Annotated in this window: 15 protein-coding genes; 4 read left to right on the top strand and 11 right to left on the bottom strand. The window is 71.0% G+C overall.

Annotated elements, in window-relative coordinates; genetic code table 11:
- Positions 1 to 5: 5 nt before the first annotated feature.
- From ABT294_RS38275 to ABT294_RS38250, 6 genes are all read right to left on the bottom strand, one after another.
- Positions 6 to 710, bottom strand: a complete 705-nt coding sequence (locus ABT294_RS38275; RefSeq protein WP_350811314.1) for a DUF2786 domain-containing protein — start codon at positions 708 to 710, stop codon at positions 6 to 8.
- 30 nt (positions 711 to 740) lie between these two features.
- A complete protein-coding gene (locus ABT294_RS38270; protein ID WP_350811313.1) occupies positions 741 to 1,979 on the bottom strand; it encodes a hypothetical protein in 1,239 nt (412 codons plus the stop codon).
- 121 nt (positions 1,980 to 2,100) lie between these two features.
- Entirely contained in the window at positions 2,101 to 4,095 is a 1,995-nt protein-coding gene (locus ABT294_RS38265; RefSeq protein ID WP_350811312.1) for a beta-galactosidase, read from the bottom strand.
- 22 nt (positions 4,096 to 4,117) lie between these two features.
- A complete protein-coding gene (locus ABT294_RS38260; RefSeq protein ID WP_350811311.1) occupies positions 4,118 to 4,960 on the bottom strand; it encodes a carbohydrate ABC transporter permease in 843 nt (280 codons plus the stop codon).
- Entirely contained in the window at positions 4,957 to 5,925 is a 969-nt protein-coding gene (locus ABT294_RS38255) for a carbohydrate ABC transporter permease (RefSeq protein WP_350811310.1), read from the bottom strand. Before ABT294_RS38255 ends, ABT294_RS38260 begins: the two co-directional genes overlap by 4 nt.
- Before the next feature lies 1 nt (position 5,926).
- Positions 5,927 to 7,138 carry an ABC transporter substrate-binding protein gene (locus tag ABT294_RS38250; RefSeq protein WP_350811309.1) on the bottom strand — a complete coding sequence of 404 codons (1,212 nt, stop codon included), beginning with the start codon at positions 7,136 to 7,138 and terminating at the stop codon, positions 5,927 to 5,929.
- A 165-nt stretch (positions 7,139 to 7,303) separates the two neighbouring features.
- Here ABT294_RS38250 and ABT294_RS38245 point away from each other — a divergent pair, with 165 nt between their 5' ends.
- Together ABT294_RS38245 and ABT294_RS38240 are read left to right on the top strand one after the other, a co-directional pair.
- Positions 7,304 to 8,494 (top strand): ROK family transcriptional regulator, encoded by a 1,191-nt coding sequence (locus ABT294_RS38245; RefSeq protein WP_350811308.1) that lies wholly within the window; start codon positions 7,304 to 7,306, stop codon positions 8,492 to 8,494.
- A 204-nt stretch (positions 8,495 to 8,698) separates the two neighbouring features.
- The gene (locus ABT294_RS38240; protein ID WP_502912199.1) at positions 8,699 to 9,316 is read left to right on the top strand and encodes an HD domain-containing protein; all 618 of its coding nucleotides are present in this window, start codon (positions 8,699 to 8,701) and stop codon (positions 9,314 to 9,316) included.
- Between the two features lie 57 nt (positions 9,317 to 9,373).
- Here the strand turns inward: ABT294_RS38240 and ABT294_RS38235 are convergent, their stop codons facing one another.
- Genes ABT294_RS38235 through ABT294_RS38225 form a run of 3 tightly spaced genes read right to left on the bottom strand, consistent with a single transcriptional unit; the run spans position 9,374 to position 11,583 of the window.
- A complete protein-coding gene (locus ABT294_RS38235) occupies positions 9,374 to 9,637 on the bottom strand; it encodes a DUF4031 domain-containing protein (RefSeq protein ID WP_350811307.1) in 264 nt (87 codons plus the stop codon).
- Entirely contained in the window at positions 9,634 to 10,395 is a 762-nt protein-coding gene (locus ABT294_RS38230) for an HAD family hydrolase (RefSeq protein WP_350811306.1), read from the bottom strand. Before ABT294_RS38230 ends, ABT294_RS38235 begins: the two co-directional genes overlap by 4 nt.
- An 18-nt stretch (positions 10,396 to 10,413) precedes the next feature.
- Positions 10,414 to 11,583: a cytochrome P450 gene (locus ABT294_RS38225; RefSeq protein ID WP_350811305.1), complete on the bottom strand. Its 1,170-nt coding sequence runs from the start codon at positions 11,581 to 11,583 to the stop codon at positions 10,414 to 10,416.
- 415 nt (positions 11,584 to 11,998) lie between these two features.
- Here ABT294_RS38225 and ABT294_RS38220 point away from each other — a divergent pair, with 415 nt between their 5' ends.
- On the top strand, positions 11,999 to 12,268 hold the full coding sequence (locus ABT294_RS38220) for a hypothetical protein (protein ID WP_350811304.1): 270 nt from the start codon (positions 11,999 to 12,001) through the stop codon (positions 12,266 to 12,268).
- Positions 12,269 to 12,277: 9 nt separating this feature from the next.
- On the opposite strand, the gene ABT294_RS38215 is transcribed toward ABT294_RS38220, so the two are convergent.
- Complete coding sequence (locus ABT294_RS38215) at positions 12,278 to 12,460, bottom strand: hypothetical protein (protein ID WP_350811303.1); 183 nt, start codon at positions 12,458 to 12,460, stop codon at positions 12,278 to 12,280.
- Positions 12,461 to 12,799: 339 nt separating this feature from the next.
- On the opposite strand from ABT294_RS38215, the gene ABT294_RS38210 reads away from it, so the two are divergent.
- Positions 12,800 to 12,979: a hypothetical protein gene (locus tag ABT294_RS38210; protein ID WP_350811302.1), complete on the top strand. Its 180-nt coding sequence runs from the start codon at positions 12,800 to 12,802 to the stop codon at positions 12,977 to 12,979.
- A gap of 850 nt (positions 12,980 to 13,829) precedes the next feature.
- Here ABT294_RS38210 and ABT294_RS38205 read toward each other — a convergent pair.
- The gene (locus ABT294_RS38205; protein ID WP_350811301.1) at positions 13,830 to 14,378 is read right to left on the bottom strand and encodes a carboxymuconolactone decarboxylase family protein; all 549 of its coding nucleotides are present in this window, start codon (positions 14,376 to 14,378) and stop codon (positions 13,830 to 13,832) included.
- Positions 14,379 to 14,416 lie beyond the last annotated feature (38 nt).

Genomic DNA, 14,416 nt, shown 5'->3' with positions numbered 1-14,416 from the left:
GCGCGTCAGCCGCTCGCCCGGCCGGGGAGCTCGCGGGGCGCGGCGGCGTCCATCCCGGTCCGGCCGAGGTCGGCGCGGCGGCCCGCCTCGGCGCCGTCGCGGTAGCCCGTTCCCGAGGTGCGGGGCCTGACGGTGCGGACGCGGGGGTACTGGTCGGCCACGGCGCGCTCCACCTCCGCCCTGCGGTCGGCGAGGACGAGCGCCGTGCCGGCTCCCGGCGCCTGCGCCTCGGCGCGGGCCTCGGCCTGGGAGAGCAGGCGGTGCACCTCGTCGGTGAAACCCAGCAGCCACGACCTGCGGTAGGCGCGCACGGCCGTGACGTCCGGAGGCAGGCTGACCCTGGCCAGTCCGGAGGCCATCTGCAGCAGCAGCGAGGTCGCCAGGACGTCGGCCCGCTCCAGGTCGGAGGCGAAGCCGAAGATGTGCACCCGCTGTCCGCCCTCTCCCCTGCCGATCAGCAGCGGGCGGCAGCGCACCGCCTGCGCCACCAGACTGACCAGCCGGGCCTTCTCGCGCGCCCACGGGTCGGGCAGGACGACGACGCGGTCGCGGGGCCCGCGGCGGGGCTCGGCGGGGTCGAGGGAGTCGATGCCGTGCCTGGCCATGAGGGAGGAGGCCGCCGCCATGAAGGTCGCCCGCTCGTGCTCGTTGTCGGTGCGTTCGGCCTTGGCCAGCAGCTTCCTGACCCGGTCGAGCGTGCGCTCCCTCAAGCGGCCTCTCCTCGGGACCTGTAGGACCCTCTAGGACTTCGTCAGTACCCTTCCGTCGTCGGCGATGGCCGGGAAGGCGCCCGTGTCGACGATGCCGTGCTGCTGGAACAGCGCCTCGATGAGGGCGTGCGCCTGCGGCTCCAGCTTCCAGAGGGCACGATACTCGCGGGCCGTGGCCAGCGAGATGCCGATCTCCTGGGCGATGTCCACGGTGCGCGGGACGATGCCCTTGGCGATCTGCCTGTCCCAGTAGACGCGGGCGGCCCGCATCAGCGCGGCGCGCTGGGCGGTGTCGACGACCTGCGGGGTGGTGTCGAGGACCTCGATGTCCTCGTCCTCCTCTTCGACCAGTTCGGCGAGGGCGGGCGGCAGGGCGGGGCGGGCGGGCACCGGGTGGTGGTCGACCTCGGGCTCCCACGGCACGCGCGGGTCGGCGTCGATGAGCGCGCTGGTGTTGTACAGGGCGGCGATCTGGGCGAGCAGCGCCTCCTGGCGGCTCTGGTCGACGGCCAGCCCGGTGTGCTCGACGGCCTGGTCCATGGCCTTGTCGAGCTTGGCGAGCGCGCCGCGCATCTTCCTGTCGGACGCTCCGGCCTCGCGCAGCGCCTTGGCCCGCTTGGCGGCCAGGGCGACGCGGGTGAGCCTGCGGTGCGCGTCCACTTCGCTGGCCGTGCGGTCGCTGACCTCGGCCAGGCCGACCCTGACGAGCAGTCGTTCCGGGGTGAGGCGCCAGTTGATGCGGCCGGTGCCCCTGATGCGGTGCCGTTCGATGGCCATGCCGCGCTCCCACAGCCAGGCGGCCACGAGCGGCGCGGCGAGCCTGAACAGCGCCTCCGGCAGGCTGCGCGCGTCCATGCTCGACAGGACCGCGGTCAGGCAGGTCAGCGCCCACACCGCGATGCCGTCGATGCCCGCGGAGAAGTTCTCGCGCATGTTGCGGCGGGCCCGCACGGCGGAGGTGATGATCGCGACCTCGATGAACGCGAACAGCAGCAGCCGCAGCGGTCCGTCGAGCCCGAGGACGTCGCCGGAGAAGCGCCACATGCCCTGCGCGGACACGCCGGTCGCGATGGAGGCGGCCACGACGGTGAGGATGTCCTCGATCGGGCGCGGGGCCATGTAACGGGCGACCAGGAACGCGCCGGCCCGCCAGGCGACGCGGAGCACCAGGTACGCCAGCACGAGCGCGGCAAGGCCCAGGAGCGCGATGACGGCGGTGGCGAACGGCTTCTCGGTGACGAAGGCGGCTATTTCCTCGAATGTGGGCATCAGTCACTATCCGTGAGGCTCGAACTCCTGCTACAAACAACGACGAGATCATCGCAGAATGTCAGCATCTTGTACGCCAAACAGCCGCTCCGGCCCTGTTTTGCCCCGTATTTCCCGCCATTCACTCCCGCCTGATCCGCACCAGATCGCCTGGCTGCTCCGCGTCCACGGTCTGCCCGGCGAACCTGACACGGACGGTGACGGCCGAGTCGAGGAAGGCGTTGCCGCCCGTCACGATCAGGTCGTCGAGGCCGCCGCCGGTCAGGCGCAGCAGCGCCGCGCCGCCACGCGCCGCGGTCACCTCGACGGTTCCCAGGGGCGTGCGCACCGTGACCGGGCCGTCGTTGCCGTCCTGGACGAGCACGGTGAGGTAGTGCGCGTCCCGCTCCGGATGTGAGCGCAGAAACGCGTCGGCGTCGCCGGCCAGGACCGCGACCTCGGCGGGCCCCTCCACGGCGGGCCCCTCCACGACGGACACTGACGGCCTGAACAGCGAGCAGGGCGCCAGGTTCTCGTCGAGGGTGGGCGTGGCGCCGTCCACGTGCACCCGGCCGCCGGCGAGCAGGTAGTCCGCCAGCAGGCGCTGGACGTGGCGGTGCATGAAGGGGCCGCCGGGCACGGTGATCGCGCGGAACCCGGCCAGCCGCCCGGGTGTGGCCGTCTCCAGGTCGAGCAGGCCGTAGTCGCGGCCCTGCGCCCGCATCCGGTCGTGGAAGCGGCGCAGGACCCGCCCGCACTGGGGGCCGTCCTCGCCCGACAGGGCGGCGATCCCGGCGTAGGGCAGGTACAGGCCGAACGCCTGCGAGGCCACCGGGACGCACTCCAGGAACTCCGCGCCGTGCACCCGGAAGAAGTCCGCGAGCGCGCGCACGACGGGGGCCTTCTCCGTCGCGGTGCCGTCGCAGGCGATCGGGGCGCAGTCGGGGTACGGCCCCGTGTGCGCGGAGTCCAGGTCGGCGGGCCACCCGGACGTGGAGACCCCGGTGTAGACGTTGACGCCCGTCGCGCCGGCGGCCATGGCGAGCAGACTCTGGTGGAAGCTGGTCGCGGCGGCGGCGTAGGCGGGGTCGTAGAGCTGGGAGAAGCCCCAGTTCTCCTCCAGGTTCGGCCCGGGGGCGCGCTTGGCGGCGATCACGTAGCGGGCCTGGGAGTCGGGGTCGGCCGAGACCACGCCCATCCAGTTGGTGAACCCGTACGAGATGCTCCCCCACAGCTCGGGGCGGACGCGGGCGAGCCAGTCGTCCAGTTCCTCCACGGTCGGCGGGTTCAGGTTGACCAGCACGGGCAGCGGCGAGCCGACGGCGCGCGCCCAGGCACGGTAGACCTCCGCCAGGTACTCGGCGTGGAAGCGGCCCCAGTCGGCCCGCGCCGGCAACGTGCTCCCCGCGCCGCCGGGTGCGGGCGGGCCGATCTCGTCCCAGCCGCCGTACGCCGTCTGGTGGATCTCGTTGTACGCCCGCGTCGTCCCGTACCAGGACCGCAGCCGGTCGCGGAAGAAGGCCAGCCCGGACGGGCTGTAGTCGTAGGCGGTCAGCGGCAGCGCGCCGCTGGTGTAGATGCCCTCGTTCGCGATCTGCAGCGCGACGACCGGCCCGTCGGCGGCGAGGACGTCCTTGCCCACGGCCGACAGCCACTGCCCCACCCTGGCGGAGAAGGCGGCGCCCAGGGGGGCGGGCAGGGTGCGTCCCGGCCTGCGCTCGGCCGAGTCCGCCCATCTGACCGGTTCGCCCCACGCGTCGAGCAGCGGCTCGATCGACGGGTCCGTGTCGGGGCAGACCCAGTCGGGCAGCCCGCCGTAGGTGACCTCGGCGTGGATGAACGGGCCGGGCTTGGCCACCACCCGCAGCCCCAGCTCCAGGCAGAGCGCCAGGAAGCCGGCCACGTCCCGGCCGGGGTGGGTGGCGCCGGTGAAGTCGGGGGCCGTGCCCGGGTCGGGCTGGTGGTGCCGCCACGGGAGGTAGCAGGTGATCACCTCGATGCCCAGCTCGTCGCGGACGGCCCGCAGCCGGTCGGCCCAGACGGCGGGGTCGTCGCGGTAGTAGGGGTAGTCGGCGGTGACGAGCACCCGCGGCTCGCCGTCGACGACGGCGACTCCGTCGCGGATCTCGATGGTCACGCTCACGCTCCTTCGCGGATGGTCAGGACTTGAGCCCGGTGAAGGCGATGCCCTGGAGGATGCGGCGCTGGAAGACCAGGAGCACGCCGATCACCGGGATGACGGCGAGCGTGGCGCCCGCCATGATGTAGTACGCGCGACCGCCGTCGGGGCTGGCCACGAGCTGCTGCAACGCGAGCGGCAGCGTGTACAGGTCGGGGTCGTTCAGCACGACCAGCGGCCACACCAGGTCGTTCCAGTGGAACAGGAAGCTGGTGATCGTGACGACGGCCAGCACGGGCTTCGACAGCGGCAGCACGATCCGCCGGAAGATCTGCATCCGGCTCGCGCCGTCGATGAGCGCGGCCTCCTCCAGCTCGGCCGGGATCGACAGGAAGAACTGCCGCAGCAGGAAGATGTCGAGCACCGAGGCGATGTTCGGCACGATGAGGCCCCAGCCCGAGTCGAACATGCCGAGCGCCTGCGTGACGTGGATGCGCGGCACCAGCAGCGTGATCGTGGGCACCATCATGCCGCCGAGCAGGACGACGAACAGCTTGTCGCGTCCGGGGAAGGGGATCCTGGCGAAGGCGTAGGCGGCCAGGGCGTCGACGAGCAGTTTGGCGGGCACCAGGACCAGGCAGACCCACACGCTGTTGAGGAAGGCCCGGCCGAGCCCGCCGACGTCCAGGACGTAGTCGTAGTTCTCCAGCGTCGCCGCCCACTCCCCCGTCTTGCGGTCGAGGGGAAGCAGGCTGGGCACCTTGGTGTAGATGTCGTGGCCGTGCTTGACCGAGGTGGCCAGCATCCACAGGAACGGCACCACCGACACGGCCGACAGCAGGACCAGCGCGACGTAGATCGACGCCTTGCGCGCCCTCGTCATGCCGCCTCCTGCTTGACGAACCTGAACTGCAGCGCAGTGATGATCATGATGAAGACGAGCAGGATGAACGACATCGCGCAGGCGGCTCCCATGGCGTCGTAGCGGAACGCGAACAGGTACAGGTGCAGGACGTAGCTGAGCCCCGACTGCTCCGGGCCGCCGGTGACGCTCCGCCCGGACCCCGAGAAGATCACGTAGACCAGGCCGAACACCTGCAGGGCCGCGATCACGCCCGTCACCAGCAGGTAGAACGTGGTGGGCCGGAGCATCGGGACCGTCACCCGCCAGAACCGCTGCCACGGGCCGGCCCCGTCGATGACCGCCGCCTCGCGGATGGCCCCGGGGATGCCCTTGAGCCCGGCCAGGTAGATGATCATCGAGATGCCGCACTGCCAGGCGGCGATGAACGCCAGGGCGGGAATGACCAGTTCGGGGGTGTTGAGCCAGTTCTGGCCGGGGATGCCGAACAGGCCGAGCACCGAGTTGATCAGGCCGTACTGCGGGTCGTAGAGCCAGCGCCAGATCGCGCCCACCGCCGCCTCGGCGGTGACGACCGGCAGGAACAGCAGCAGCCTGAACAGGTTCGCGCCCCTGCGGATCGCGTTCACCAGCAGCGCCTGCGCCAGCGCCGACACCATGGTCAGCGGCACGGCGATCAGCGTGTACTGGAGGGTGACCCGCACCGACTTCCAGAAGTGCGGGTACTTCACGTCGTCGAACAGCAGGTCCGTGTAGTTGGCCAGGCCGACCCAGCCGGCCGCCGAGCGCAGGTTCCAGTCCGTGAAGCTGTAGTAGAGCGCCGACAGGGCCGGGTACAGCAGGAAGACCAGGAAGTAGCCGAGCGCCGGGGCGACCAGGAGCCAGCCGACGAGATGGTCGCGGCGGTGGGGGCCGGGGCGGCGGCGGGCGCGCACCCCGGGCCCCTGCGTCAGGCCGGGCGGATCGGCCCGCACCGGTGCGGTCATGTCAGCCGTTCCAGCCGAGGAGGGAGCGGGTCTTGGCGGCCGCGTCCGTCAGCGCCTGCTGGGCGGTGGCCTTGCCGGTCAGCGCCGACTCCAGCGCCGGGGCGATGATCTCGTCGTTGACCTGGATCCACTGCGGCACGGCCGGGCGGGCGTGCGCCACCTTGAGCTGTTCCAGGAACGCCGCCTGCTCGGGCCCGCCCGCGACCGCCTGCGCCTTGAGGTTGACGGGGAAGCCGCCGAGCGCGTCGGCCAGCGGGCCGTTGTGCTGCGCGTCGGTCAGGAAGGCCAGCCACTTCCAGGCGAGGTCGGCGTTCTTGCTGGTGGAGAAGACGACGGAGTCCTCGCCGCCGATGTTGCCCGCGGGTTCGGTCTTGTACGGCAGGGGCGCGACGCCGAAGTCGAGATCGGGGAACTGCTCGTGGATGGTCGGCACGTCCCACGGGCCGGAGATCGTCATGGCGGCCAGGCCGTTCTCGAACGGCTTGTCCGAGTCGGTGATCTTGCGCGGCGAGGACTTCAGCAGGTCCACCCAGAGCTGCAGCGCCTCCACGGCCGGAGCCTGGTCGAACAGCACCTTCTTGCCCGCGTCGTCGACCATCTGGCCGCCCGCGCCGTGCACGACGCCGGGGAACATCCACGCGCCGTAGCCGTCGCCCTTGGGCACGTTCATCCCGGCGACGCCGGGGTCGGCCTGGTGCACCCGCGCGGCCGTCTGCTTGAGCTCGTCCCACGTCCTGGGCGGGGTCGGGACGAGCTTCTTGTTGTAGAAGAGCGCGACACAGGTCTGGTCGGCGGGCAGGCCGTACAGCTTGCCGTTGGCGCGGTTGGTGTCGAGCGCGCCCTTGTAGTAGGCGCTCTCGTCGATCAGCCCGGCGGGCACCTCCTTGATCGTGCCGTCCAGGGCGTACTTGGACACGAGCGGCTGGTCGAGGATTCCCGCGTCGGGTGCGCTCTTGCTGGCGACGGCGCCGCCGAGCTTGGTGTTGTAGTCGTCCTTGGGGATCTTGACGAGTTTGACCGTGACGCCGGGGTTGGCCTTCTCGAACTCCTTGCGGATCTTCTCGATGACCTGCCCCGCCTGGGGGGTGCGGTCCTGGTACATCCAGAAGGTGAGCGTCCTGTCGCCGCTGCCCGATCCCTGGCCGCCGCCGCAGGCGGCGAGCCCGGCCACAAGGACTGCCGTGAGGGCGCCTCGCGCGAATCCTCGGCTCATTGTCATCTCCTCATCGGGGGGATGGGCAGAACATAATCCAGACCTCGAAGAAAGTCAGGGCTGCCTGGGAAACGCTTCGGTAACGCCCTCGATACGCGCCTGGTCCGCGGGTGACTTCGAGGCTTGAACTAACATGGCGGAGCGAGTTCGGGAGAGGACGGGACGATGGGCACGTCAGAGCGCAGGACCGTGCGGGATCTCCGCCGGGGGAACCGGGCGATGCTGCTGCGGGCGCTGTACTTCGGCGGCCCCGCGAGCCGGAACGAGCTGTCCGGCGCGACCGGGCTGAGCGCCGCGACGGTCAGCACCATGACCGCCGACCTGCTGGCCGACAACCTCGTCGTGGAGGCGGGCCAGGTCGACTCCGACGGCGGCCGGCCGCGCGTGCTGCTGCGCGTCAACCCCGCCTACGGCTACGCGGTCGGCGTCGACGTGGGCGAGACGCGGGTCAGCGTCGAGCTGTTCGACCTGGAGATGAAGGAGCACGCGCGGGCGCACTACGTGGTGCGTTCCGCCAGGCACGACCCCGAGCTGGTCGCCCGCCACATCCTCACCGGGGTGGAGGCGGTGATCGCCGAGAGCGGGGTCCCCGCCGAGCGGGTGCTGGGCGTCGGCGTCGGCGTCCCCGGCATCGTCGAGCCGGGGCCGGGCGCGCTGGTGCGCGCCAAGACCTTCGCCTGGGAGGCCGTGCCGCTCGGCGCGCTGCTGCGCGCGGGCACCTCGCTGCCGCTGTACGTCGACAACGGCGCCAAGACGATGGGCCAGGCCGAGCTCTGGTTCGGCTCGGGACGGGGCACCCGCGAGGCGATCATCGTGCTGATGGGCTCGGGGATCGGCGGCACGATCGTCACCGGCGGCACCATCTACCGGGGCGCGGGCAGGGCCGCGGGCGAGGTCGGGCATCTGAAGATCGTCGCGGGCGGCCGTCCGTGCCGCTGCGGCGCCAGGGGCTGCCTTGAGGCCTACCTCGGGGCCGAGGCCATCCTCGACCGCGCGGGGGTCGTCGCCGACTCGGCCGACGAGGAGGCGGCGCTGGCCGGGCTGCTGGAGTCGGGCTCCCCCGTCATCGGGGAGAGCGTGGACCTGCTGGGAGTCGGCCTGTCGAGCCTGGTGCACCTGTTCAACCCCGAGCGCATCGTCATCGGCGGCTGGGCGGGGCTCATGCTGGGCGGGCGCCTGCTGGACGAGATCCGTGCCGCGACGGCCGCCAACACGCTGGCGCAGCCGTTCCGGCCCGACAGCGTGGTGCTCGGCCGTCTCGGGCCCGACGCCGTCGCCCTGGGTGCGGCGACGCTGGTGATCGAGGCGTTCTTCGGGGACGCCGCGCTCCGGGACCCGGCCCCCACTATTGCCTAAGGGTTTAATTAAGTACCGACACAAGCCCGGAGGCGCACCGCGCCCGGGCCGAGCCTGCCCGCCCGGGACAGTCCCGGCCTCGGGGGCAGACCATCGGGGCGGGCGCCGAGGTTCCCGCGATCCCCTCTCGAGGCACAACCCGCAGGAGCGGGGCCGTCCGCAGGCGGTCGCCGTGCCGGTGCGGGCCGCCGGTACCGTGGGCTGGTGCTCATCGAAGGCTGGTCCGCGCTGGCGGGCGACTCCCCCGCCGCGCGGGCGACAGGTGCCGAGCTGGTCGCACGCTGGGCCGAGCCGCATCGCCGCTATCACACGCTCGACCACCTCGCTGCCGTCCTCGCCGCGATCGACAGCCTCGCCGAGACCGCCGGCGACCCGGTCGCGGTGCGGCTGGCCGCGTGGTTCCACGACGCCGTCTACGACGGGCGTCCGGGCTGGGACGAGGAGCGCAGCGCCCAGCTCGCCCAGGCCACGCTCCCCCGCTGCGGCGTCGGCCCCGAGCGGGTCGCCGAGGTGGCCAGGCTGGTCCGGCTCACCGCCGCCCACGACACACTCGCGCCCGGCGACGCCAACGGCGCGGTCCTGTGCGACGCCGACCTGGCGATCCTCGCCGACGCGGACTACGAGACCTACCGGACGCGGATCCGCCAGGAGTACCGGCACGTGCCCGACGATCTGTTCTCCCTGGGCAGAGCCGACGTGCTGCGCAGACTCCTGTCGACCCCGCGCCTCTACCGGACGCCCCAGGCGTACACCCTGTGGGAGACGAGGGCGCGCGCCAACATGGAGACCGAACTGACGGCCCTGACAGGCGGAGACGCGTAGCCCCGCCCCCCAGGCAGGCACGGACGCTCACAGCCCGGCGGGCGCAGGCGGGCGGCGTCAGCGGATCTTGCGGCGGCGTAGCCCGGCGGCGATGAGGCGGCTGAGCAGCTCTCGGGAGCTGACCGCCTGCGCCCCCAGCGACAGCGCGTGCGCGTGGACCGTCTCCGGCACGTCGTAGTGGTCGCGGTCGAAGGCCCGGCGGGGCACGCCGAGCAGCACCGCGAACGTGTGCAACTCGTCGAGCGAGCTGTCGCTGACCAGATGGGACCACATGAGCCCGCGCGGGCCGGGCCAGTTCGGAGGGTCGATGAGCACCGTCACGTCGTCAAGGGTAGGACCCTCCCGCGCACCTCCAGCTCCCCCAGGTCGGTGACCACCACGTCGGCGCCCCGCTCCGCCAGTTCGGCGGCCTGGCCGTCCTGGACGGTGTTGCCGACGGCGACGACCAGCCCGAACCCGCCCTTCCTGCCCGCGTCGACCCCGGGCAGCGCGGCGTCGACCACGGCGGCCCTGACCGCGGGCAGCCCCAGGCGGCGGACGGCCTCCAGGAACAGCGCGGGGTCGGGCTTGCCCGGCAGGTTCATCAGGGCGGCGTCGTCGCCGTCGACCAGCAGGTCGAACAGGTGGTTCACCCCCGCGGAGCCAACCAGCCTGCGGCCGTGCATGCTGGCCGACACGGCGGCGGTCCGCGCGCCCCGATGGCGCAGCTCGTGGAGCAGGGCCACCGTCGCGGGGAAGGCGGCCACGCCGTACTTGTCCACCTGGTCGATGAACAGCCGGTCCTTGGCCAGGCCCAGCCCGTGCACGGTGGGCGCCCCCGGCTCGTCGTCGGGCGCGCCTTCCGGCAGGGTGATGCCGCGGGAGGCGAGGAACGTGCGGACGCCGTCGAGCCGGGGACGTCCTGCGACGTGGCGCAGGTAGTCGTCCCTGATGTCGAACGGCGTGGAGCGGCCGCGCAGGAAGGCGTCGAAGACATGCTTCCAGGCGGCCGCGTGGCCCCGAGCGGTGTCGGTGACCACGCCGTCGGTGTCGAACACGACGGCGTGGATCACGGTCAGGTCGATGACGGGCTTGTTCACACCGTGAACGTAACCGCTCTACCAGGCGACGGGTAGCTTCTCCACGCCGTAGACGATGGCGAGCTTCCTGAACGGCACCTCTCCGGCCACGTGCAGGTTCGGGAAGCGGCGCAGCAGCGCGGGGAAGGCGATGCGCATCTCCATCTGCGCCAGCGGCGCGCCGATGCAGCGGTGGATGCCGTGGCCGAACGCCAGGTGCGAGCCCGCCGTCTCGCGTCCGGGCTTGACCTGCTCCATCTCCTGGCCGAGCTCGGGGTCGCGGTTGGCCCCGGTCAGCGAGCAGAGCACCATCTCGCCCTTCTTGATCTGGTGCCCGTGCAGCTCCAGGTCCTCGCGGGCGAAGCGAGGGAAGGCCACCTGGACGACCGTCATGTAGCGCAGCAGCTCCTCGACGACCTGGTCGGCGTAGCCGTCGACCTCGCGGACCTTGGCGGCCTGGTCGGGGTTCTCCATCAGCCAGAGCGTGCCGAGGGCGAGCATGCTGGTGCTGGTGTCGTGGCCGCCGGTGAGCAGGCCGTCGGCCATGCTGGCCAGCGTCCTGTCGTCGAGGTCGTCGCCGTGCTCGCGCAGCAGCTGGCCGAGGAGCCCGTCGCCGGGGTTCTGGCGCTCGCGTCCGACCAGGTCGGTCAGGTACGTCATCGCGTCGTTGATCGCCTGGAGCGACGCCTCGGGCCCCGCCGTGAAGTCGAACCGGTCGGCGCTGATCTTCATGAAGTCGGCCCGTTCCTCGTACGGGACGCCGAGCAGCTCGCACACCACCAGCGACGGGATGGGGAGCGCGAACGACTCGACCAGGTCCGCCGGGGAGCCCTGGGCCTCCATGCGGTCGAGGTACTCCTCGACCATGGCCTCGATGCGCGGCTCCAGCCGCTTCAGGCGGCGCATGGTGAACTCGGGCGTCAGGTACTTGCGCAGCCGGGTGTGCTCGGGTGGATCACGGAAGCCCAGGCCGCCCGGATCCTCCTGGTTGGAGCCGAGCCCGATCACGTTGCCGAAGTCGTTGCTGAAACGCTCGTGGTCGCCCAGGACGCCGCGGACATCCTGGTAACGGGTGACCAGGTAGACCGTCTGCCCCCCGGGGATCTCCATCGGGAAGACGGGCTGTTCCGTCCGAATGCGCGCAAGCTCGGCCACGGGGTCGAAGCCCTCGCGCATGAACTGGACGAGGGGAAACTCTGAGTCTGACATGGAGAATCCGTCCTGCTGGGGATACATCACGCCTTGTCGGGATAAATCCCTCCATAGATGGTCCCATCTGGCGGGATGCGATCCAGCCAGGGCCAGTCGAGCGCCAGCGCCCACGCGGGGTCGTCAGGTGACGGCACCGTCCCAAGGTGCGTGAAGGGGCGGTTCCGGCACCGCTTCCGCCGTCAGCGAAGGCGGGGCAGCTTGCTCCATTCTGCGCCCCGGCGCACCCACACGCGAGCCTTCAAGCGCCGGGAAATCAGGGCTTCGGACGCTCCGCCGAGACCGGCCCCGGCAACGCGAACACCCCGTGAGCACCGGCTGGTTGATTGTCCACATTCGGACAGGTTCGCGCGGCACCAGGGCGCCTGAGTGATCGTCACACCTGTGTCACGTTCCACTCCCCCTGGAGATCGCATTGCTCAAGCGTCTGCTCGTCTCCGCCGCGCTCATCGGCGCCGCTCTCGCCGTCCCCGCCACGGCGGCGCCCGCGTCCGCCGCGACCCAGTCGCCCGCCGGGGTGACCGCGTCCTGTTACCAGCGCGAAGGCAACCACTGGAACTGCGTCACTCCCGGCGCCTACTGCCCGAAGGCGGCGCACAACCGGAACGGCTTCGCGAAGGTCACGAATCGGCTCTACACCTGCAGCCAGTACAGCAACGGGCAGTGGCGGTGGAAGCGCGCCTGACCCCGGCGGTCACTCGCCGACCTGGCCGACGAGGCGGACCCAGAAGCCGGCCATGATGATCGAGAGCGCTTCGCCGTGGGAGGCGCTGCGGCGGAGCGCAAACGTATGATCCTTCCCGTCCTGATCTCCTTGTAACCGCACCGGCCACCCGACCCGGAGCGAGGTCTGGACGCGCGCCCGCATCGTCCGCACGCGGCGGGCACCTTGAATCGGGCGAAAAAGGGGCGAGGGGGCCGGATACCACCCCGGCCGCCCTCGCCCTAGGCAAAGAGCTCCGCGAAGAGTCTGCGCCAATCTTTGACGATACCCTGTGCCCGCAAGTGATCGCACAGAGTAATCAAAAGGTGACTCCAGAGAATTTCTCGGATTCCGTCTCGCCTGATGATGCACTGTCCAGATTCAGGCAGTAGAGTGCCGACATCGACACTCCGTAGTCGGTCAATTACCAACCGTCGCAAATACGGACACAGTCGATATAGCTCCGCGAAGCAGTCAAAGGGGACTCCTCCCCACGTCCGAAAGGGGGACAAAATGTCATCCCAGCTGCCCCTTCTCTACGCCGCGTGCGTCATCCTGGCCATTCTCTGGCTGACCTACTACGCCATCCGGCGACTCTCCGCTGTCGCCCCGACGACAATCGCCGCCGTCATCACCGCACTGGCCGCGCTGCTCACCGCCACGGCGCACCTGCTCGGCCTGCTACCGATATGACCGCGTCCGCACGGTCGCGTGAAACGTGAGGAACGGCCGGCCTCTCGCCCGGCGAGGGGCCGGCTCATCAGCACCGGACGAATCCGTTGACGAGCGGCAGCGAGGCGTCCAGCCCGGCCACGTTGAGCAGGGTCGCCGATCGTGCAGCCGACCGCGGTCATCGCGGCCACCACCACGCGGGTCAGCGGGTTCACCTGCCGGCGGTAGACGGTGAGCGCCCGCGCCGGGCGGGAGCCGGACGAGTCCACGGCCGCCAGCGGCCGCCCGCCCGAGGGCTCGGCGTTGCCGAAGGTTCGCTGCTCTTCCGATTCGACGCGCCTGGGAGCGGATGTGGTGGTGTCCACCGGTGTGCAGATGCTCTTCCAGCTGAGCTACGCCCGGCCATGGCCGGGGCGGCGGGAGTCGAACCCGCGACCGTCTGATCTGGTAACCGATGGACTTCGACCCGCGCCGGCACCAGACCTGACCAGCTCACCGTGCCGATAGGGACGCGCTGGCGCCCCGTACCCGGTGGACCGGTCTCAACGTTAGCGATCAGCGCGACGCGTCACACCTGAATATCCGCCCTGTCGCGAAAAGTCGGGAGATAGCCCGAAATGGGCGCATCCTTCGCACAAAACCTGCCGAACACCGAGCAGTGAAAGGCGAGGGGGCCGGATACCACCCCGGCCGCCCTCACCGCAGGGCAAAGAGCTCCGCGAAGAGTCAGCGCCGGTCTTCGACAATACCCTGCGACCCGGCCGTCGATTGCGCAGAGTAATCAAAGGGTGACTCCAGCGACTCCTCGTATTCCGTCTCGCACGCGGGCGGCTCCTTGCCCTGGACGGTCACCAGCAGGGCCGTGCGGTGGTCAGCGCATGGGCAACGCGCCCAGGTAGCCGACCTCGACGATGCGGTCGGCCATGACCTTGTAGTCGGCAGGATCGTCCGGGGTGAACGCGGCCAGGCCGTCGACATACCGGTTGAACATGCAGAAGGCGGCCGCGATCAGGATCGCGTCGTGGATCTCCACGTCGGCGGCCCCGGCGGCCCTGGCGGCGGCCACCTGCTGGTCGGTGACCGTCTTGCCGCCCTGCTGTACGGCTCCCGCGATGTCCAGCAGCGCCTTCATCTTGTCGGAAATGGGGACGTCCGCCGGGTTGGCGCAGATCTCCTCGACCGGGGCCGTCCCGTCGGGGAGCTGCGCCTCGGCGAACGCGGCGTGCGAGGAGAAGCAGAACCGGCAGTCGTTCTGCGCGGACACGTAGGCCGCGATCAGCTCCCGCTCGCCTCTGGACAGTGCATTGTCGCCGCGTAGGAGCACCTCGGCCAACTCGCTCATCGGCCGCGCGGTCTGCGGCCGGTAGTGGAACAGGCCGACGATGCCCGGCAGGTCGTTGCCCAGCGTGATGTGCGCCATGAACGCTCCTTGGAGAGTGCGGATCGACAGGCTTCAGG

Source organism: Nonomuraea sp. NPDC000554, assembly GCF_040300065.1.
Lineage (GTDB): Bacteria > Actinomycetota > Actinomycetes > Streptosporangiales > Streptosporangiaceae > Nonomuraea.
Note: the sequence above shows the minus strand (reverse complement) of the source record. Positions and strands in the feature narration are given on the sequence as shown.

What these genes read in the sequence shown, in the direction of transcription:
- ABT294_RS38270 (WP_350811313.1), bottom strand. Translation starts at nt 1,979, where the DNA reads ATGCCCACATTCGAGGAAATAGCCGCCTTCGTCACCGAGAAGCCGTTC.
- ABT294_RS38260 (WP_350811311.1), bottom strand. Translation starts at nt 4,960, where the DNA reads ATGACGAGGGCGCGCAAGGCGTCGATCTACGTCGCGCTGGTCCTGCTG.
- ABT294_RS38255 (WP_350811310.1), bottom strand. Translation starts at nt 5,925, where the DNA reads ATGACCGCACCGGTGCGGGCCGATCCGCCCGGCCTGACGCAGGGGCCC.
- ABT294_RS38250 (WP_350811309.1), bottom strand. Translation starts at nt 7,138, where the DNA reads ATGAGCCGAGGATTCGCGCGAGGCGCCCTCACGGCAGTCCTTGTGGCC.
- ABT294_RS38245 (WP_350811308.1), top strand. Translation starts at nt 7,304, where the DNA reads ATGGGCACGTCAGAGCGCAGGACCGTGCGGGATCTCCGCCGGGGGAAC.
- ABT294_RS38225 (WP_350811305.1), bottom strand. Translation starts at nt 11,583, where the DNA reads ATGTCAGACTCAGAGTTTCCCCTCGTCCAGTTCATGCGCGAGGGCTTC.
- ABT294_RS38210 (WP_350811302.1), top strand. Translation starts at nt 12,800, where the DNA reads ATGTCATCCCAGCTGCCCCTTCTCTACGCCGCGTGCGTCATCCTGGCC.
- ABT294_RS38205 (WP_350811301.1), bottom strand. Translation starts at nt 14,378, where the DNA reads ATGGCGCACATCACGCTGGGCAACGACCTGCCGGGCATCGTCGGCCTG.